The organism is Sphingobacterium phlebotomi (assembly GCF_008180195.1).
Taxonomy (GTDB): domain Bacteria; phylum Bacteroidota; class Bacteroidia; order Sphingobacteriales; family Sphingobacteriaceae; genus Sphingobacterium; species Sphingobacterium phlebotomi.
The window spans coordinates 978,409-999,931 of the sequence record NZ_VTAV01000001.1 but is presented as its reverse complement, the minus strand read 5'-3'; the positions used below and the strand labels follow the sequence as shown (position 1 = coordinate 999,931).

General features: G+C 42.6%; 16 protein-coding genes. 3 read left to right on the top strand and 13 right to left on the bottom strand.

Annotation, left to right across the window (positions count from 1 at the left end; genetic code table 11):
* Genes FXV77_RS03870 through mraZ form a run of 11 tightly spaced genes read right to left on the bottom strand, consistent with a single transcriptional unit; the run spans position 1 to position 12,568 of the window.
* Positions 1-828 carry a cell division protein FtsQ/DivIB gene (locus FXV77_RS03870; RefSeq protein WP_148917853.1) on the bottom strand — a complete coding sequence of 276 codons (828 nt, stop codon included), beginning with the start codon at positions 826-828 and terminating at the stop codon, positions 1-3.
* Positions 821-2,176, bottom strand: a complete 1,356-nt coding sequence (gene murC / locus FXV77_RS03865) for a UDP-N-acetylmuramate--L-alanine ligase (RefSeq protein ID WP_148917955.1) — start codon at positions 2,174-2,176, stop codon at positions 821-823. The genes FXV77_RS03870 and murC overlap by 8 nt, the downstream gene beginning before the upstream one ends.
* 3 nt (positions 2,177-2,179) lie before the next feature.
* Positions 2,180-3,286, bottom strand: a complete 1,107-nt coding sequence (gene murG, locus FXV77_RS03860; RefSeq protein ID WP_148917852.1) for an undecaprenyldiphospho-muramoylpentapeptide beta-N-acetylglucosaminyltransferase — start codon at positions 3,284-3,286, stop codon at positions 2,180-2,182.
* A gap of 21 nt (positions 3,287-3,307) precedes the next feature.
* Positions 3,308-4,501, bottom strand: coding sequence for an FtsW/RodA/SpoVE family cell cycle protein (locus FXV77_RS03855; protein ID WP_148917954.1), 1,194 nt, complete (start codon positions 4,499-4,501; stop codon positions 3,308-3,310).
* A gap of 26 nt (positions 4,502-4,527) precedes the next feature.
* On the bottom strand, positions 4,528-5,901 hold the full coding sequence (gene murD, locus FXV77_RS03850; protein WP_148917851.1) for a UDP-N-acetylmuramoyl-L-alanine--D-glutamate ligase: 1,374 nt from the start codon (positions 5,899-5,901) through the stop codon (positions 4,528-4,530).
* A 1-nt stretch (position 5,902) separates the two neighbouring features.
* Positions 5,903-7,147, bottom strand: coding sequence for a phospho-N-acetylmuramoyl-pentapeptide-transferase (gene mraY, locus FXV77_RS03845; RefSeq protein WP_148917850.1), 1,245 nt, complete (start codon positions 7,145-7,147; stop codon positions 5,903-5,905).
* Positions 7,148-7,156: 9 nt separating this feature from the next.
* Positions 7,157-8,611 carry a UDP-N-acetylmuramoyl-L-alanyl-D-glutamate--2,6-diaminopimelate ligase gene (locus tag FXV77_RS03840; RefSeq protein WP_148917849.1) on the bottom strand — a complete coding sequence of 485 codons (1,455 nt, stop codon included), beginning with the start codon at positions 8,609-8,611 and terminating at the stop codon, positions 7,157-7,159.
* Positions 8,612-8,616: 5 nt separating this feature from the next.
* Positions 8,617-10,737: a penicillin-binding protein gene (locus FXV77_RS03835; RefSeq protein ID WP_148917848.1), complete on the bottom strand. Its 2,121-nt coding sequence runs from the start codon at positions 10,735-10,737 to the stop codon at positions 8,617-8,619.
* 20 nt (positions 10,738-10,757) lie between these two features.
* A complete protein-coding gene (locus FXV77_RS03830) occupies positions 10,758-11,171 on the bottom strand; it encodes an FtsL-like putative cell division protein (protein ID WP_148917847.1) in 414 nt (137 codons plus the stop codon).
* 13 nt (positions 11,172-11,184) lie between these two features.
* Entirely contained in the window at positions 11,185-12,102 is a 918-nt protein-coding gene (rsmH, locus tag FXV77_RS03825; protein ID WP_148917953.1) for a 16S rRNA (cytosine(1402)-N(4))-methyltransferase RsmH, read from the bottom strand.
* Complete coding sequence (mraZ, locus tag FXV77_RS03820; RefSeq protein ID WP_148917846.1) at positions 12,092-12,568, bottom strand: division/cell wall cluster transcriptional repressor MraZ; 477 nt, start codon at positions 12,566-12,568, stop codon at positions 12,092-12,094. Before mraZ ends, rsmH begins: the two co-directional genes overlap by 11 nt.
* 295 nt (positions 12,569-12,863) lie before the next feature.
* Here mraZ and aspS point away from each other — a divergent pair, with 295 nt between their 5' ends.
* Both aspS and FXV77_RS03810 read left to right on the top strand, forming a co-directional pair.
* Positions 12,864-14,624 (top strand): aspartate--tRNA ligase, encoded by a 1,761-nt coding sequence (gene aspS, locus FXV77_RS03815; protein ID WP_148917845.1) that lies wholly within the window; start codon positions 12,864-12,866, stop codon positions 14,622-14,624.
* Positions 14,625-14,633: 9 nt separating this feature from the next.
* A complete protein-coding gene (locus FXV77_RS03810) occupies positions 14,634-15,911 on the top strand; it encodes an LUD domain-containing protein (protein ID WP_148917844.1) in 1,278 nt (425 codons plus the stop codon).
* Here the strand turns inward: FXV77_RS03810 and priA are convergent.
* On the bottom strand, positions 15,905-18,385 hold the full coding sequence (gene priA / locus FXV77_RS03805) for a replication restart helicase PriA (RefSeq protein ID WP_148917843.1): 2,481 nt from the start codon (positions 18,383-18,385) through the stop codon (positions 15,905-15,907). The two genes, FXV77_RS03810 and priA, sit on opposite strands and share 7 nt — an antisense overlap.
* A 1-nt stretch (position 18,386) precedes the next feature.
* Entirely contained in the window at positions 18,387-18,776 is a 390-nt protein-coding gene (locus FXV77_RS03800; protein WP_148917842.1) for a DUF423 domain-containing protein, read from the bottom strand.
* A 120-nt stretch (positions 18,777-18,896) separates the two neighbouring features.
* Between FXV77_RS03800 and FXV77_RS03795 the strand changes: the two genes are divergently transcribed.
* A complete protein-coding gene (locus tag FXV77_RS03795; protein WP_148917841.1) occupies positions 18,897-21,518 on the top strand; it encodes an NHL repeat-containing protein in 2,622 nt (873 codons plus the stop codon).
* Positions 21,519-21,523: the final 5 nt, after the last annotated feature.

Here is a 21,523-nt window from a genome sequence, read left to right as displayed (position 1 = left end):
TTATTTCATTTTTAGTTTCATCTGCAAGCTATCCAACATCCATCCTCCGCGTCGTTCACAGATAATCTGTCCATCGTACTTCACATTTACTTTTTCGTAAGCATCTGTACCAACTTTTGGTAGGATATTTTTATAAAAAACTTCCAACCTATCTAGCTTTTCGCCTAATTTATCTGCATTACCGATAATCAGCGGTTGCGTTCCTACGCGCGGAATGATCTCAATGTCCTGTTGGTTATCTACATAAAACTGAACAATCTGATTGCTCCACAATGGGTCGTCTTTTACATGTTCCACGATAGCCACTAAGTCCTTCACCAATTGGGTCTGAATAGTATCCAATGGCTTTTCATACCCTTCTTGTATATGTCCGTTTGCCACTAAAACATGCGGAACGTATTTTAACGTTACGGGCACTTTCGCTCCTTTTGTGTCGATGTAGTATTCCTTACCTGCTCTATTCACAATACGCAAAACAACTTCCCGTTGCTGCACGACAACCTGCAATATTCCATCCATATCCGTATAAATCTCCGCAGTGGATACGTAAGGAAGCTCCATCAATGCCTTTTCGATTTTGTCTATCGGAATCTCGTTCAAAGACTTTCCAACTACATCTCCGAATTTTGTATTCACTAAATCAGAAATATCGTGCTGGTCAATAAAGGTTTCTTTTCCTTCCACCACCACTTTCATGGAAGCGCAAACTTGTGCCGTATCCTTCTTCTTGACCAAGCCCATCAACATGCCTATCCCCGCCAAGGCGATAAGCCCTAAACAAGCATAACCTAGTTGCCTCCACGGTATGTTACGAGCTGCCTTAAGCATTTTCCAATATCTCTTTTAAGGGTTTCACCAATCTATCAATGTCGCCCGCCCCTACCGTTACGATCAGTTCCGGTCGGTTTTGTTTCACTATTTCCAAAACACCTTCCGGCGACACGAGCTGTTTACTATCCATACCAATCTTTTCTAACAACCACGCAGAGGTTACACCTTCAATGGGCAGTTCTCTTGCTGGATAAATATCCATTAATAGCAAATCATCTGCCATTCCCAATACCTCCGCAAAACCATCCACAAAATCGCGCGTCCGGCTATATAAATGTGGTTGGAAAACCACCGTTAATTTCTTTGCAGGATAAAGTTTCTTCATCGATGTCAGAAACGCACGCAGTTCTTCCGGATGATGGGCGTAATCGTCGATATACACCTGCTTAGGTGTTTTAACGATATATTCAAACCGTCTCTTTGCTCCACTAAAAGAAGCCAACGCCGATTTAATCTTATCCGCCTTTATCCCAAGTTGTAATGCAACAGTGATAGCGGCTACAGCGTTTTCCACGTTATGTAAACCCGGGATCCCTAACGGTATGTTTTGAATTTCCGTGTGTTCAGCGATATAATCAAAATAAAAGACACCATCCGCCACATGGGTACGTTGGGCAAACGCATCACATACCTCCTCTTTTGCGTAGGTTATATCACCGCTAAAGGGCAATCCTTTCTTGACGATAGACACACCATCTTGAATCACACGCTGCAAAAACAGCTCGAAAGATTCAATAAGATGTCGCTCGTCTCCGTAGATATCCAAATGATCGGGATCAGCTGAAGTAACCACGGCAATATTCGGATGCAAGGTCAAAAACGAGCGGTCGTATTCATCCGCTTCAACCACGACTACATTATTCTCACCGTATAACACATTACTGTTATAATTAGAACTGATTCCTCCCAAAAAAGCCGAACAATCATAACCCGAATCCTTCAATATATGCGCAATCATCGTTGATGTCGTTGTCTTGCCATGCGTTCCAGCCACAGCTATCGTAAATCGACTCGCGCTAATAATGCCTAATACCTCCGAACGCTTGTACGGTACAAAGCCTTGCTCTAAAAAGTAAACCTTTAGTTTGAGGTCTTTTGGGATGGCTGGTGTAAAAATCAACAATGTTTGTGTAGATGGCTGTTTGTATGCCTCCGGTAATAACGCTACATCATCTTGGTAGATTACTGCAATACCCTCTTGCACCAAAGCACGTGTCAACTCGGTCTCCGTTTTGTCATACCCCTGCACATCACATCCGAGGTGCTTGAAGTAACGAGCCAATCCGCTCATACCAATCCCCCCGATTCCGAGCAGGTAAACACGTTCTATATGGTCAAGGTTCATCATCTATTTAATAAGTTTCAATACTTCTCTTGCTATCGCTTCATCTGCATCTGGCATCGCCATTTTCTTAATTTCCGTACTTAACGAGGCACATCTAGCTTCATCGGAAAGCAACTCTAACGCCACGTACATCATCGTATCTCGGGCATCTGCTTCCGAAATCATGACGGCCGCATGCTTCGCCACTAGGGCCTGTGCATTTTTCGTTTGATGGTCTTCCGCAACATTGGGCGATGGTACCAATATCACGGGTTTCCCGACTATACAAAGTTCAGATATCGTTCCGGCACCCGCTCTCGAAATAATCAAATCAGCCGCCGCATAGGCTAAATCCATGCGTTCCAGAAATGGAAAAACTTTTACATTACCGGGAATCAACTGATCTAGCTTTAACATAAGCTTCATATCCTCGTAATAGGTTCTCCCCGTTTGCCAGATAAATTGCACGTCATCCTTTTCACCTAGTTCGTGTATCACATCCAGCACGTAACCATTCATCTGCTTTGCTCCCAAACTACCGCCTATAATCAATATGGTCTTTTTATGCGGCTGCAAACCAAAAATTTGTAGGGCAAATTCACGTTTTCCCTCTATAGCGAGCGAATCGCGACGTGTGGGATTGCCTGTCAACATGATTTTTTCCGCCGGAAAGAATTTATCCATCCCCTCATACGCTACGCATATTTTTTTAGCTTTCTTTCCCAAACTCTTATTGGTTACACCTGCATAAGAGTTCTGTTCTTGAATCAGTGTAGGTAGCCCCATATTATTAGCTACCATCAATAATGGACCTGATGCAAAGCCACCAACACCCACTGCAGCATCTGCTTCAAACTCCTTTATAGTTTTCCGTGCCTTTATCAAGCTACCTATCAGTTTGAAGGGCAGCGCCAAATTGTTTAGCAATGAATTTCTGTCAATGCCTTGTATATCCAGTCCTACAATTTCGTAACCGGCTTCCGGCACACGCTCCATCTCCATACGTCCGTTTGCACCCACAAACAGGATTTCAATATCCGGCTCGATACGACGTAACGCATTCGCTATCGCAATAGCCGGAAAAACATGCCCTCCCGTGCCCCCTCCGCTTATGATTACTCTATGAGCCATATTATATTCTTATTATGATGATTAAATCGTTCCGACAACCACTTTGTGGTTTTTCGGAATTTCGTTTAATTCTTCTTTTCCCTTCAATTCTTCTATACTTCGGCTAACACTCAAAATGATACCCAATGCCACACTGGTGAACAAAATGGATGTCCCTCCCATACTGACCAACGGTAATGGTACGCCGGTGACCGGCCCCAATCCAACGGCAACAGCCATATTGGCCAATGCTTGTATAGTCAAGCTAAATCCTAAACCCGCCGCCAAGAAAGCTCCAAATGCCCGTGGACTCAGTGTCACAATGCGTATGCAACGATACATCAACGCTACATACAAGAAGAGTAGGATAGCTCCGCCGATAGTGCCATATTCCTCCACAATAACCGCAAAAATAAAATCGGAATATGGATGCGGTAATAGATTCCTACCCACGCTATTCCCTGCGCCTTTACCAAATAACTCTCCTGAAGCAATGGACATCTTTGCTAGGTTTGCCTGATAGTTTTTATCTTCCTGAAAAGGAACGGTATTCTGTACGGTTTGTTCTGTTTTAAAGAAGCTTTCAAAACGGCTAACATAGGTAGCGCGTCGAGGTCCAATCAATATCACTAACAACAACAGAAACGCGCCGCCAACGCAAACAATACCAATTTGCTTAAAACTTACCCGGCCAATCAAAAGCAGCAACACACTTGTACCAAACAACATTAAGGCTGTCGATAAGTTTGCCCACGCGATCAGGACGAAAACCAAACATACTGTTCCCATTATGGGAATAAATGATTTCTTAAGGTCTTTTATCTCATGCGCTTTACGGGACAGCAAACGGGCTAAAAATGTAATCAGTGCTAATTTCGCCAAATCCGATGTTTGAAACGTTTGGTTGATGACGGGAATCGTTACCCAACGACTAGCTTCGTTCACTTTGTTCCCCCCAATTAACGTAAAGAGCAACAGCGGTATGGTAATGATCATCAATAACTTGGAAATACCCGCATAATAGCGGTAATCTAATTTGTGCGATAAATACATCAGTACCAAACCTACAGCAATAATGGAAAAGTGTTTGAACAGATATAGCTCCGTACCTTTGCCTTCTTTATAGGCAAGTGTACCTACCGAGCTATACACTGCTAGCAGAGACCATCCGGATAGGACAATCACAATGATCCATATCCACTTGTCACCTTTTAATTTACTGAAAATCTGATCCATCATCGTTCATCAAATTTTTATTCGTTTTACAAAGACATTACTGCTTCCTTGAATTTCTCCCCGCGTTCCTCATAATTTTTAAACCAATCAAAGCTTGCACAGGCTGGAGATAACAGCACCGTATCTCCTTTCTTCGCTAAATAGGATGCTATTTCGACCGCATCCTGCATGGACGAACTATTTACAATCACATCCGTATCATCTTCAAACGACTCGTGGATACGTACGGTGTCTTTACCTATACACACAATTGCTTTGACTTTAGTCTTTACCAAATCGCGCAACATTTCGTAGTCATTGCCTTTATCGACTCCACCCATAATCAGGATAATATCGGGCGAAAAACTCTCCAAAGCATACCAAACAGAATTGACATTTGTCGCTTTCGAATCATTGATATAATTTACTCCCCCAATGCAAGCAACATGCTCCAAACGATGCTCGATATTCACATACGATTCCATGCTCTCTTTCATGGTTTGATTACGTAATTCCTGAACCTTCGCAATCAAGCCTGAGGCCATGTTGTTGTATGCGTTGTGCTTCCCCTGTAATGATAACTCTTCCATATTCATCGCAAAAATGTCTTTGTTAGGTATTTTTATAATAATATTCTTCTCTTCGTCTATATACGCCCCCTGCTCTACCACTTGTTTTTGTGTAAAGGGCAAATACTGCGCTTCTGTTTTAAAAAGGGATAGTCCCTTTACCGTTTCTTCATCATCCAAACAGTAAATGAAATAATCGTCTTTTGTCTGGTTTTGAATCACGCGGAATTTAGATGCGCTATAATTTTCCATCCGATGGTTATAACGATCCAGATGATCGGACGTGATGTTCAAGATGACAGCTATGTCCGCACGGAAATGATACATGTCATCTAGCATAAAGCTGGATATCTCCAACACATATACATCATAATTCTCACGCGCCACCTGTAGCGCAAAACTTTTTCCAATATTTCCTGCCAGGCCTACATTCACGCCACCACGTTGCAACATATAATACGTCAACATGGTCGTGGTTGATTTACCGTTAGAACCTGTAATGCAATAAAGCTTAGCATCTGTATACTGCGCCGCAAATTCTATCTCCGAAATAACCGGAATATTTGCCGCCTTCAACGCCTTTATTAGTGGTGCATGTTCCGGAATACCGGGACTCTTGACAACCAGCGCTGCTTGCATGATCTTATCTTCGCTATGCCGTTGTTCCTCAAATGCAATCCCCTCTTTCTCTAAGGTTGCTTTATACCCATCGGCTATTGCACCTTTATCTGAAACAAATACGTCAAACCCCTTATCCTTGCCCAAAATAGCTGCACCAACACCACTCTCTCCCGCGCCTAGTATCGCCAGAAAGCCAGATTGTGGGTAATATGTATGTGCTATATTGGACATCTTACCTTACTTTTAATGTGACAATCGTTAGAATCGCAAGAATAATGGACACGATGAAAAATCGCATCACAATCTTTGATTCATGATAACCTTTTTTCTGATAGTGGTGGTGCAAAGGAGACATCAGAAATATCCTTCGCCCTTCTCCATATTTTTTCTTCGTATACTTGAAATAGGACACCTGCATAATCACCGACAGGTTTTCTAACAAGAAAATACCACACAACATCGGAATCAACAGTTCTTTCCGGATAAGGATAGCGAATGCCGCGATAATACCGCCAATGGTCAAGCTCCCCGTATCCCCCATAAACACCTGTGCCGGGTAGGCATTATACCATAAGAAACCTGTACAGGCGCCTACAAAAGCTCCCGCAAAAATCACGAGTTCTCCGGAGTTGGGGATATACATAATGTTCAGATAATCTGAGAAAATCACGTTACCGGAAACATAAGCCAAAATAGCCAACGTAATACCGATAATAGCCGAAGTTCCCGTTGCCAATCCATCTATCCCATCGGTGATATTCGCCCCGTTGGACACCGCCGTAACAATAAACACGACGACAATCAAAAACACAACAAACGTGACTACGTAACCATTCAAACCAAACATACTCAACACTTTGGCATAATCAAATTCATTATTTTTATAGAACGGGATATTGGTTTTTGTGGATTTCACATTTTCCGCATAGTAACGTTCCCCCGTTTGGGTATCCATCATAATCTCCACCGCTTTTGTCGATGTCGGATTTTGCACCTTTTCCCGAGCAACAATATCAGGATGAAAGTACATCGTGATAGCAATCAAGGTACCCAATCCCACTTGTCCGATAATTTTAAAGCGTCCGGCAAGTCCTTCTTTATTTTTGCGAAATACTTTAATGTAATCATCTAAGAAACCAATTGTACCCATCCAAATGGTCGTGATAATCATGATGATAACGTAGATATTATCCAGTTTGGCAAATAACAGTGTAGGAACCAAGATCCCACCGATGATAATCAATCCTCCCATGGTCGGTGTACCTACTTTTTGTTTCTCACCCGCTAATCCTAAGTCACGGATCGTCTCTCCTACCTGCTTATTGCGTAAAGCACGGATCAGACGGCTTCCGTAAACTGTTGTAATGATTAACGAAACAATAACCGCCATTGCTGTCCTAAACGAGATGTATTGAAACAATCCCGCTCCTGGTAGATGCATGTGCTCCTGTAGCCAACTGAATAGGTAATATAACATCCGTATTTCTTATTGTTCGTTAAACGTTTCTATTAAAATTTCTTTATCGTCAAAATGGTGTCGTACACCATTAACCTCCTGGTATTTCTCGTGTCCTTTTCCCGCAACTAATATGATGTCGCCTGCTTGTGCCAAATGGCAAGCCGCACGGATTGCTTCCTTACGCTCCGCAATAGTGAAAACATGCTTGCGGTCTTTCGAATCTATACCCGCTTCCATATCATGGATAATTACCATCGGGTCTTCTGTCCGCGGATTATCCGATGTAATGATAACTTTATCGCTCAAACGTACCGCTACCCCCGCCATTTCAGGACGTTTGGTTTTATCGCGGTCGCCGCCGCAGCCTAACACCGTAATAATCTGTTGACCACTTTTCCGCAGTTCCCGGATAGTCGACAGAACGTTCTCTACGGCATCGGGTGTATGCGCGTAGTCTACAATACCTACCAAACCATTCGCCGAACGGACCACATCAAACCTGCCCTCTGCCCCTGCAATGTCACTCAAAGCAGTCAACACTTTCATCGTCTCCTGCTCCAACAAAATCGCTGCACCATAAACCGCCAGCAGATTGTAAGCATTAAATCCACCGACCAGCTTTACCCATACTTCATGCCCGTCTACCTGTAGCAACATGCCGTCTAGATGGCTTTCGATAATCTTGGCCTTGAAGTCCGCCATATTTTTTAAACCGTATGTTTTTTTATGGGCAAATGTATTTTGCAACATCACCGCTCCATTGCGGTCATCTATATTGGTCAGCGCGAAAGCAAATCTATCCAAGTCATCAAAAAACTTTTTCTTAGCCTTGATGTAATGGTCAAACGTACCATGAAAATCCAAATGATCGTGCGTTATATTGGAAAATATACCTCCCGCAAAGCGTAATCCTGCGATACGTTGTTGCACGACAGCATGTGAGCTTACCTCCATAAAGCAATAATCACATCCTTCGTCAGCCATCTCTCGAAGCAACATATTGAGCGCTATTGGATCTGGCGTAGTATGCGTTGCAGCGATAACACGATCTCCAATTTTATTCTCCACCGTTGATAGCAATCCTACATGGTATCCTAAGCTTTCAAATAAGTTGAAGAGTAACGTGGCAATGGTCGTCTTACCGTTTGTTCCTGTAATACCGACAAGTTTTAATGCTTTGGACGGGTCATCATAAAAATTAGAAGCTAATAAACCCAATACATAAGATGTATCTGCCACAACCACGTAAGTCACCTCAGCCTGCAAATGCGCGGGTAAGGTATCCAACACCAATACTTTGGCCCCATTTTCAATGGCTTTATCGAGGTATAAATGCCCATCGGTATGCACCCCTCGTACGGCGACAAAAAGACTGCCCGCGGAGATTTTCCGAGAATCGAAGCATACCGACAACACCTCCACTTCGAGGTTACCCTCAAGCTGCTGTACCGGAATCGCATGTAATAATTCTCTTAGCTTCATATCTTTTAATTCAGCGCCAATTCTATAGGCGTACCTACCTTTAATTTTGTTCCAGCAACAAGGGATTGATTAACGACTTTACCCCAACCAGAAATCTTTGTTTTAAATCCCGCATTCTCCATGGTGAATATCGCATCCGACAAACCCATACCCAATACATCCGGCACGACTCCTTCTTTTACCTGAGCCTCCACAAAAGGAGCCGCTTTGGTGGATGAATCCGCCGTCTGTGCTATCGTATCCCAATTTGACGGGTTAAATCCTAACGCTTGGTAAACAGTATTTGATGCCTCTTTCGAACCTCTCAATGTCAATGGCAATTTTGAACCAGCCGTATTTACTTTTCTGTTTGCCAGCGTTCCATGCAAGGTTAAGTCATTTGCATAGATCATATCTGCCAGCTCTTTAAAGACCGGACCAGCAATCGCCCCACCATAATATCCTTTTCTTGGATTCCGAATGACTACGATCAGGGAATATTTCGGATTGTCCGCCGGGAAATAACCGGCAAAGGATGATTGATAACGACGTTGTCCATACCCTCTAGCACCGTCGTTCATTTGTGCTGTACCCGTTTTACCTGCTGAAGTATATAATGGGGAACTTAGCCGTTTTCCCGTTCCCTCTGTCATCACCCCTTCCAGCATTCCTTGCATTTTACGGATGGCTTCTTTCGATGCAACCTGCTTATTAATTACCTTTGCTTCGAATCGCTCCACGGTATTCCCCAGATGACGGATTTCTTTTACAAACAAAGGAGCCAGCATTTTTCCATCGTTAGCAACCGCATTGTAAAGTGCTAACGTCTGCAACGGTGTCAACCGCAATTCGTAACCATACGCCATCTGTACCAGGGATAGCTTACTCCATGTTTTACTATCCGGCATCTTCACCCAAGGGATGGCCTCGCCAGGAATCTGTAATCCTAAAGGTTTGCCCAATCCAAAATGATGCAGCTTCGACGTATATTTCGCCGGTTTGTCTCCATAGTGGGTGTTTATCAATTTAGCAACACCTACATTCGAGGATTCTTCAAAAGCTTCTTTCACCGTCAAAACTGATTTTTTTGGTGCATGCGAATCCCGTATCGTATGAGAAGGCACTTTATAGGTTCCGTTTCCGATATCCACTGTGCTTGACGTATCCACAAAGCCATCATCCAACAAGGCTAAGTAGCTCGCCAGTTTGAATGTTGAGCCAGGGTCGGCTCCCTGCGCAATAGCATAGTTATATTTTTCTCGAAAAACACCTTCTTTATCTCGTGTAAAATTCGCAATAGCTCTAACCTCTCCCGTCCTTACCTCCATGACCACAACACAACCATTATCCGCATCACTGGCAATCAGCTGCTTCTCCAATGCCCGCTGCGCCATGTCCTGCATATTTACATCTAACGTCGAAATGATATCCGAACCGTCGACCGGCGCAACTTCCACCTCTCGATTTACAGGCACCCAAACACCACCCGCAATACGCTGCATCAGCTGCGAACCGCTTGTCCCGTCGATATATTTTCCATAAGCACCTTCTAAACCTACCAGCACAGTATCCCCTTTCGTATTCTTATAACCTATCGTTCTAGCCGCCAAATTGGTGAATGGCAAAATCCGCTTGTTTTCGCGCACCGTAACCAAACTAGTAGAATATCGTTTCTTCCCCTCCCTGAATGTGTGAAACAAAGGAAAAGTCCTGATAACCTTTAAGTCCTGATGCGAAACATTCCGTTTAATCAGAACATACCGTTGTTTTTTTGCACGTGCATTTTTCAGTAAGGTTAAATACTGTCGAGAAGATTTATCTTTAAAATGCGCCGACAAACGTGTTGCCAATGAATCCACTTTAGAATGAAACACATCATTAGCCTCTAATGGAATCGACATCGCGTCAAAACGAAGTTCATATTCGGGAACAGAAGTAGCTAATAAGCTACCGTCGTTGGAATAAATATTACCCCGAGCCGCTTCAATCCCACGCTCCCGAATAGTCAAGCTATCCACCATCGCACGCCACTCCCCACCATCTACATATTGCAGATGCAGGAGCTTACCGAATACCGTTAGCGCAAAAAGCACCATAAGGCCAAATGCCACGTATACGCGAATAAGTATAGTTTTCCTAATATTCATACGACTCCGTGTCTATCTGTTTACTTCTTTTCTTCTTTTACTACCTCCAACTTAATCGGCGGCTCCATGCGTTCTTTCAATCCTAAGGTATCCGCCCGCTTTGCAATCTCTGTTTGCGTTGTTAGCTTCATCAATTCGGCAGATAAAGATTTATAATCCCAACTCAACTCTTTCGCTTCACGCCCTAATTGATCAATAGCCCGCACTGTTCTTTCCGCCAAATGTCGATTAGAGATATACAATAAACCAAGCAACGCCACAAACGCCGCAAAAGGCAAATTTCTCGCCACCAAATAGCTGGACAAATGCTTTGTTGAAAAAATAGAACGAAGAAAATGCTGTGTTTCCTCCACCTTTTCTTCAACAGACTCGTTCATTTTTTCTTGAACCTCTTCGCTTAATTCTTTGTTTTTGACCGTGTTTTTTCTAGACATATCTCTCCAAAAATTAAGCTCCGCGTTCTGCTATACGCAGCTTCGCGCTACGTGCTCTATTGTTTATCGCCAATTCATCCGCATTTGCTGTCACCGCTTTGCGACTGATAACTTTAAACGGTTTTATTTCATTTCCAAAGAAATCCTTTTCCACTTCCCCCCTAAACTTTCCTTTTTGCATAAAATTCTTCACCAACCGATCTTCCAACGAATGGTAAGACATCACAACCAAGCGTCCTCCCGGCTTCAACACCGCCACCGTTTGTTCCAAAAACTCCTGCAACGCCTCCAACTCACGGTTCACCTCAATACGTAACGCCTGAAATACCTGCGCATGATATTTATGCTCCTTTCCTTTCGGCACCAGACGCTTAATCACTTCTTTCAAGGCATTCACCGTTTCAATTGGTTCACTTATCCGTGCCGTTACGATCGTTTTTGCTAACGAACGCGCATTCTGTATTTCGCCATACATGCCAAAAATGCGATGCAGCTCGGCTTCTACATATGTATGTAATACTTTCTTCGCATCTAAATCAGACACTTGGTCCATCCGCATATCCAAACCAGCATCATAACGAATAGAAAAACCACGCTCAGGCGAATCAAATTGATGGGAAGAAACACCCAAATCCGCCAAAACCCCATCCACCTGCCGAATACCCATTAATCTAAGGTTGTTTTTCAAGAACCTAAAATTGTGATGCACCAATGTGAAACGCGGATCATCCAATGTATTCTTCACCGCATCCGGGTCCTGATCAAACGCGATCAACCTGCCTTTATCACCTAATCTTTTTAATATTTCCCGTGAGTGCCCGCCACCGCCAAACGTCACGTCAACATACACACCATCCGGCTTAATAGCCAATGCATCCATACATTCCTCCAGCATCACCGGAACGTGGTAAACAATAGGATTATTCGCCATCCCGCCCTCCTTCCAGATCAAATCCTCCCATCACCTGCGCAGCCAAATCCGAAAAATCGTCTTCTGATATGGCATCCAACTGTTCTTCGTACTTCGCTTTCGACCAGACCTCTATTTTTTCCAAGTTACAAGCCAACACTAACTCACTCTCTACTTCTCCATATTCCAACAGACTCTTTGGCAATAAAACCCTCCCCGCCGAATCAAGCATTAACTCTGTCGCCCCGCTCATAAACTTTCTTACAAAATCCCGATTCTTGGGCTGAAATTGATTAAGCCTAGACAACTGCTTTAAAATCTTATTCCATTCTGCCCGCGTATAAATAACTAAATTTTTCTCGAAGCCACGGTTCACCACAAGCCCATCCCGCTCCACATCAGGCAATTGCCTTTTGAGCGCGACAGGAACCACCATTCTACCTTTGGCGTCCAGCTTGCATTCGTATTCTCCGATTAAATAGTTCACAGTCTATACAGCTAATCTAATTTTAAATGTAAAAGTATACACTTTCTCCCACTTTCCCCCACAATATAACACAAAAAAGTTTTCCACATCGAAGAAATACTACATAGTCGTTCTTTTTTCCCTCAAAAAAGAATCAAATCTCGTCGCTGCGGATATTTGACAGGATGGGATAATACTAAGGATGAGTTTTCCAGGTGGGGCAAAGTGGGAGAACCACAAAGTGGTGAAATCATTATCGAACAAAAAAAGAACAAACAAATCTTTATTGTCCGTAAAATCCAATATTTTTGCCAACATGTATAGAAGCCATAATTGCGGTGAATTACGGATCACCGATGCAGATAAAGAGGTTACATTAGCGGGCTGGGTTCAAAAGTCACGTGATAAAGGATTTATGATCTGGATAGACTTGCGCGACCGTTATGGTATTACGCAGTTGATCTTTGATGAGGCACGTACCGATGAAACCATTATGCAGCAGGCGAGATCATTGGGGCGTGAGTTTGTCATACAGATAAAAGGTACTGTTATCGAGCGGGAATCTAAAAACGTAAATATCTCTACCGGGGAGATCGAAGTACTTGTAAGCGAATTAACTATACTGAACGAATCACAGCTTCCTCCTTTTACGATAGAGGAGGAAACCGACGGTGGGGAAGATCTACGCATGAAATACCGTTATTTGGATATTCGCCGTAATCCGGTAAAAAACAGCCTACTTTTCCGCCATAAAGTAACACAAGAGGTTCGTAATTACCTATCTGATTTGGACTTTTGCGAAGTAGAAACACCTTATTTAATTAAGTCCACACCAGAAGGTGCACGCGACTTCGTGGTTCCCTCCCGTATGAACCCCGGACAGTTCTACGCCTTACCCCAATCGCCACAGACTTTTAAACAGTTATTGATGGTAGGTGGTTTAGATAAATATTTCCAGATTGTAAAGTGTTTTCGGGACGAAGATTTACGTGCCGACCGTCAGCCAGAGTTCACGCAGATTGACTGTGAAATGTCCTTCATTGAACAAGAAGATATTCTAAACGTTTTTGAGGGATTGACACGTCATTTATTGCAAACGATACACCGTATCGATATCGCACAATTTCCTCGCATGACGTATGACGAAGCCATGCGAAGATACGGAAACGACAAACCCGACATCCGCTTCGGCATGGAGTTTGGCGAACTGAATGCCATCACCCAACACAAAGAATTTACAGTGTTTAACAATGCGGAATTGGTAGTCGGCATAGCTGTACCAGAGGCGGCTTCCTATACACGAAAACAAATCGATGCGTTAATCGATTGGGTAAGACGCCCGCAGATAGGCGCATTGGGCATGGTATACTGTAAGTGCGAACTGGACGGAACATTCAAATCATCTGTCGATAAGTTTTATGATCAAGCCGACCTTGCCAAATGGGCGGAAGTTACAGGCGCAAAAGCTGGAGATCTTATTTTGGTGCTGTCCGGTCCGGCAGACAAAACACGTACACAGCTAAGCGCCTTACGTATGGAGCTGGCTAGCCGTTTGGGGTTACGCAAACCGGATGAGTTTGCTCCATTATGGATTGTGGATTTCCCATTATTGGAATGGGATGAAGAGACAGGACGTTACCATGCTATGCACCATCCATTCACTTCTCCCAAAAAAGAAGACATGCATCTTCTGAATACTGATCCAGGAAAAGTTCGCGCTAATGCATATGATTTGGTGCTGAACGGCAATGAGATTGGCGGCGGTTCTATCCGTATCCATGATAAAGAAACACAGGCGATGATGTTCAAACACCTCGGATTTACACCAGAACAGGCACAAGAACAGTTTGGTTTCCTATTGAGCGCATTCCAATACGGCGCACCTCCACACGGTGGGTTGGCGTTTGGTCTCGATCGTTTGGTAGCTATTTTAAGTGGACAGGAAACCATTCGGGACTTTATTGCCTTCCCGAAAAACAATGCAGGGCGTGATGTCATGATCGATGCTCCTGCGCCCATTGACCAAACACAACTGGAAGAATTGAGCTTAATTGTGAATATTTTGGAAAAAGATTAGTTTTACCTCATGGGAGAGCGTGTTGCAGATAAGTTTTTAAAAGATAGTGCTACCAAACCCTTTGACCAACGGCGTCGGGAGATTATCAGCACCAATCTAGACAAGTATCGTCTCGCATTTGAGCGTAGTAAAAGCAAATTTCTCGATTTGGAAAATTCGAAAAAGAAAGCCAATCTAATCAAGTGGAAAACGATCGAAAATCTAGAGCGTTATCTCTTAGATTTTGAAAGCAACTTTACCAAAAGAGGTGGACAGGTTATTTGGGCTAATGATGCGGAAGAAGCTCGTCAGGAGATTTCCAAAATTATGGAACGTCATCAGGCGCAATCTGTCGTGAAATCCAAGTCTATGGTAACGGAGGAAATCGAGCTTAACCATTTTTTTGAGAAACAAAATGTCGAAATCTTCGAGCATAATTTTGACACGCCGTCAGATGCATCAGCAGAACAACTGGCGATGAAAACCGGTGAATTGTTACGGAAAAAGTACACAACGGCAGATATTGGCATCTCGGGAGCAAATTTTATTATCGCTGATACAGGAAGCATTGCTATTACGGAGAATGATGGGAATACGAGACTTGCCACTTCCTTTTCAAAGGTTCACATTGCATTAGTCGGAATAGAAAAAATCATTCCTAGTATCAATGATGTGGATCTGTTCTGGCCTTTAGTAGCTTCACATGGAACGGGCCAAAATCTTACGGCATATAATACGATTCTAAGTGGACCCCGACAAGAGCACGATACGGATGGCCCAGAAGAAATGTATGTCATCTTACTCGACAACGGCCGGACGAATGTATTGGAAAAAAACGACCAGCGCCAAGCTCTTTATTGCATCTGTTGCGAAGCCTGCTTAAGTGTATGTCCAACCTATCAAAATATTACTAAAAAAACGTATGACACAACCTATCAAATCCTTATCGATTCACTTATACCTCCCAACTTAACAAGCGTATCGGAATTCAAGTATCCGGCTTACGCTTCACCACTTTGTGGAAAATGCTTCGACGCATGTGCCGTTGGCATCGACTTCCTCCGGTTGGCGTTACTTAATCGTCGGGATTCGGTACAGCAGGGTTTAATTCCGAAAAAGGAAAAACGTGTGTGGAAAGTATTTACTTATACTATCCAACATCGCGGTTTACTCGATTTTTTTAGTGGAAAAACGAAAAATTTCTTCTTACAGTTTTTTTTCAAGAAAACTTGGGGAGAGCATCGAAAGCTTCCAAAGCTCGCAGAAAAATCGTTTTCCAAACAGTGGAAAGAGCGAAAAGATCAGTAAGGATCTACATCAATGGAAATACGTACGCCTTTGTACTGTTTTTCCATACCAAATTGCGTTATCACCTGGTTGATTAATTCCTTGACTCGATTGATACTTACGTTGTTACGTTCTATTTTTAAGGTAACCGTTTGAATGAAGTGATTCCGGATACGCGAAATTAAAGGTGGTTCCGGTCCGAGTACCCTATTCCCCAGTTGCGTACGGAGCAAATTTGCTAAACGATTAGCCGCCTCACGAGCATTCTGCATGTCTGTATGACGAACATCTAATTTAATAATACGGTAAAAAGGAGGATATAAATAGTTCTTACGCTCTTTTATTTCTGTCATGAACATCCCTTCATAATCATGTTGAATCACTTGTTCCAACACCCTATGATGAGGGGTATGGGTTTGAATAATCACTGTTCCTTTGTGTTCCCGGCGTCCTGCGCGTCCGGCTACCTGCGAAAACAATGAAAACGCACGTTCATACGCTCGGAAATCCGGAAAATTAATCATCGCATCGGCATTGATAATGCCAATCAGACTCACACGTCCGAAATCCAGACCCTTTGCCACCATCTGTGTGCCTACCAGAATATCGAATTCGTGTTCATCAAACGCCGTAATGATCTTCTCAAATCCATATTTCCCTTTAGTAGAATCTAAATCTAAACGTCCTATGCGTGCTTGTGGCAACAGCAATTCCAATTCTTCTTCTACTCTTTCTGTTCCAAATCCTTTACTTTCAATATGTGGCATTCCGCAAGCGGGGCAAACCTGTATCGGGGGTTCGGTGTGTCCGCAATAATGACAATGCAAATGATTAGTGGATTTATGATACGTCAGACTTACATCACAGTTCACACATTTGGCAACCCAGCCACAGGTATTACATTGTACAAAAGGTGTATGTCCGCGCCTGTTCTGAAACAGGATAACCTGCTCCTTACGTTCCAACGCATCTGTTATACTTCGTAACAAAACCCCACTAAAGTAAGAGAACATTTGCTCTTTACGTCCCTCTTCTGCTATATTGACTATTTGTATATCGGGTAATTGAGATTCTCCAAAGCGCTCCTTCAATTCTACAAGCCCATATTTACTAGCTTTAGCATTGTAATAGCTTTCTATCGACGGTGTAGCTGAACCCAACAGCACTTTTGCTTGTTGTAGATGCGCCAGATAGATCGCGGTATCACGAGCGTGATAACGAGGAGAAGGTTCATATTGTTTATATGAATTCTCATGTTCTTCATCAACCACGACCAATCCCAAATGCTGAAAAGGTAAAAACACCGAAGAACGGGCACCTACCACCACTTTATATTCACCTTTCAACACCTTATGCCATACCTCTGCGCGCTCGTTATCATTAAATTTCGAATGATAAACACCCAATTTATCTCCAAAATGCAGTTTCAAACGATCTGTAATCTGTGTAGTCAGTGCTATTTCCGGCAAGAGATATAAGGCATTTTTGCCTTCCCTGATGACCTGCTCAATAAGACGTATGTAAATCTGTGTTTTGCCTGATGCCGTGACACCATGCAAAAGCACCACGTCTTTTTTTTCAAAAAAACCCTCTATCTGGTCAAAAGCTTGTTGTTGTACTTCGTTGAATACAAAATCAGCCGTTATTTCTACTTCCTCACCTCCTAAACGCGAGACGATCTTCTCCTCTACCACAAACACCCCTTTCTCGATCAATGACCCTACGATTCCCGAACTTACCCCCGTAACCTCCATAATATCTTGTCGCGTAATATCGGCCATGGTTTTCCGAAGTTGAATAAAGCCTAGAACTGCGTCCTGTTGTTTCGGTGCACGGTTTAAAGAATCGAGTAGACTACGTATGCCCTCGGCATCATCAAATTCTGGCGCGAACCTCAAACACGCCTTACGTTTCGGCACATACCTATCTTTAATCTCTTCTGAAATTAAAATGTACCCCTGATCAAAAAGTTTTTTTAATAGGGGAAAAACAGTGCTCTGCCCTAATAGTTTAACAATATCGTTTATTGTCAATTCTCCTGCCACATCCAACGCGTCCATGACCATATATCCTTTATCGGACAAAAGCGAACGATCCAGATTTCCATTTTCTGATACCACAATTTTTGTTTCGCTCGCCATCTTTAATGCTGCGGGTAAAGCCGCCTGCATAACCTCTCCTAAATAGCACATATAGTAACTGGAAATCCATTCCCAAAGAGCTAACTGGTTGGAATCAACCACCGGTTCCTCGTCTATGACATGGAGTATATACTTCGCCTCATAACTTAGTGGCGCCTCTTTAGAAACTTTATGAATGATCGCTGCGTAGATTTTATTACGCCCAAATTGTACAATAACGCGCTTTCCAATGGCCACCTCTGCATTCCATTCCAAAGGAACGCGATAGGTGTAGGTTTTAGCGATGTATAATGGTAAAATAACATCAACAAATAGTGTTTCCCGATCACTATGAAATAAAGAGGTATTTGACATCTTAAGACCGATTCCGGACGGCGGCTACAAACAACCCTACCCATCCTACCATAAAGCAAAGTCCACCAAGCGGCGTCACCGGACCTAACCATCCGAATCCTTCTAGTCCAATTAACGAACGGACACTTAACAGGTATAGAGAACCCGAAAACAATAGGATACCAATTGTAAAAGCAATAAAAGAAACCCGTATAGAAGCGTTCTTAGCTCTGGAAAAAGTGGACAAAAACAATAATGCAAAAGTATGATAGAAGTGATATTGGTTTCCTGTTTTCCAGGTAGTCAAATGGTAGTCGCTGATTTTCCCTTCTAATCCATGTGCCCCGAATGCCCCCAATATCACAGCGGTCAATCCGAAAAATGACGCTATCAATATAATTTGTTTATTCATAAAAGAGATTGTATTCTAATGATATTTCTTTCTATGCTATAAATGTAACAAAATATAAGATGGAAAGGCACAAACACATTTTATTTTTTTTAATTTTGAGTCTGTTAGAGGCTGTGCTTGATGAGAAATACGATTATTATTACCATTTTACTGTTCGTCGCCATTATTGGTGCTTCCCTATATTATTTTGCAAATTTAGAAGGAGAAAAAAAAGAGACACTCCGGCCACTTACTTTCCTTCCGAAAGAGACATTTCTGGTTGCCACGTTCCAAAATGATGCGACAACGGACAACATCTTTAAGGATTTTGAAATCTTCGAAGCCATGATAGGAAGACAGGAGTTTGAGCAGTGGCAGATATTAAAGGCGAAACTTCTACGACATGCGGCCATCCAACCTTATGTAAATGGAGTCGACCAATACGTTTCTTTCCATCCGGAAAACGAAGCCATCACGACCTTGTTTACTATCCCCACGTTAACGCATATTGACCAAGCAGCAATCACCTCGTTCCTGGAGAATGCTGCGTCCGCATATACCATAACAGAAAAAGATACGCTTGAAAATCACATTTACAGCCTAGACAAGGGGATCAAAGATTCCATATTCCATATTGTATACCACGAAAACATCTTCTTTGCTTCCTTTTCGGACAGTCTATTATATAAGATAATGGACAAGCATACCCCTAAATTGGGTAAAGAAGAAATTGATTACTTTGTAGAAAATAATAGCCGAAATTCACCTCTTAGTGTATATTTTGTTCATGAGCAAATACCCCGTATTGCTCAACATCTTATGCGCAGAAAAGCAGGCGACTTTATCAAACTATTCGACAACCTCGGCGGGCAATCTGCATGGAATTTAAGTTTCAAGAATGATGCACTGATATTGAGTGGTGAAAGTGAAACGGCACATCGAAAAGAAAACTATATTGAGCTGTTCGGAAACCAGCATAAGACTTCACAAACGTTATATAATTACTTCCCTGAGAATACAGCTTCTTATCTTTCTTTCGCTATTAGCGATTCGGATAGCTTCCGAAAAGATTTACTTGCGTTGCTGAAACAACGGAAAGAACTCCCTCAATTGCAGGCACAGTTTGCAGAAATAAAAAAAAGCAAAGATGTCTCGTTTGAAGAAGACATACGTCCTATTTTCGGTCGGGAATTTGCTTTGGTAGAGCAAAGTAACCAAACCGAACTGGCTTTTATTTCCATCGCAGATTCTGCCAAACTAGAGACATTCATTGCGTCAATAGCCACTAGAGTGTCGGATTCTCTTTATCGATTCGACCATTCGAATATCCCATTTGCACTTTATGGAGACCCGCTTAAATCGTTCACACGTCCGTATTTTTTGCGTGTGGGAAATATTCTCGTATTAGCTAACTATCAAAGCCTATTGGCCGAGTACCGACGTGATTGGGAACGCGTGAACCTGTTGACGAACACCGTAGGTTTCAAAAATTCGGAAAGAATACAAGGAAATGAGGCTAATATCACCTGTTTCGTCCGTACAGGAGCATCTTCATCCATCATCAATAGTCTCCTAAAAGCTGCCTATCGCGAAAGTTTTCGTGATAAAGAAGATTTCGGTTATCAGGATTTTTATTCCTGGTCCATCCAGATTGCGGGTAATAATGGTAATTTTCAGACTAGTATTTATGGTGTATACAAAAGTAAGAATGCATTGGGTGCTGTAGCCGACTGGATATATGAATTTAATAATCGACCGATTACCGCACCACAGGTTTTCGAACATTCGGATACCAGTCAATTTATCTTGATACAAGAGCAAGACCACACGGTACACGCTATTAATCCTTCCGGCAACAAGCTTTGGTCTACTGTATTTCACGGACGCGTAGTGGGTGAAGCCCAACAATTGGATGACCGGTCTATTGTGTTAGTAACCGATCGGAACAGGCTTTATCGATTTGATCCAGAAGGTAATTCGTTACCCGGTTTTTCATTAGGGATGGATAGCGAACCGACCTATACACCTACGATCAGCAACATCGGTGGTAAACAATTGATTTTTATTCCCGCCGGTCGTAAATTACTGGTCTACACAACAGACGGTAAAAAAGAGGAAAGCTGGGGCGATAAGAATCTGGAGGGAAAAATATTGTTTGATATCAAAGTGCACAGCGATCAAGTTTTCGTTGGCACAGAAAACGGTCACTTTTATCAATTCGATGCGCAAGGCAATCTTCTTAAGGAAGAAATTATCACAGACAGTCAGTTTAAAAACCCGATCGCCATTGCTAGATTGGAGCAAAACCGACACGCGGTATATGCCGTTGACACCGCTCAGGTTTCATTTACCATGGATTTTAAAGAAGAGCCTAAGACATATAAACTGGAACAGGGGGCAAATCGTTCCTTGATTTCGTATTTTCCCAACACGGACGGCATAGCATATCGTATGGCGATTATTGATCAAAAGCATTTATTGACGAAAAACATACAGGACAGCAGTGCATTATTCGATTTTACGTTTACCCAAGAGATAACCGATCGCCCACAGTATTTTGCAAACGGCTCAAATAGCTCTTTATTAGGCATCGCTTCCCGTAAAAACTATCTTATCTATCTTTTTGATGAAAAGGGATCGATACGGGATGGTTTTCCTATTGAGGCATTACCGGACTTCTATTATGGAAAAATTGATTACAATAGCGCGCCTTATTTGCTTTGTGTGAGACGAGACCGAAAATTATATGCCTTTCGGCATTGATACTG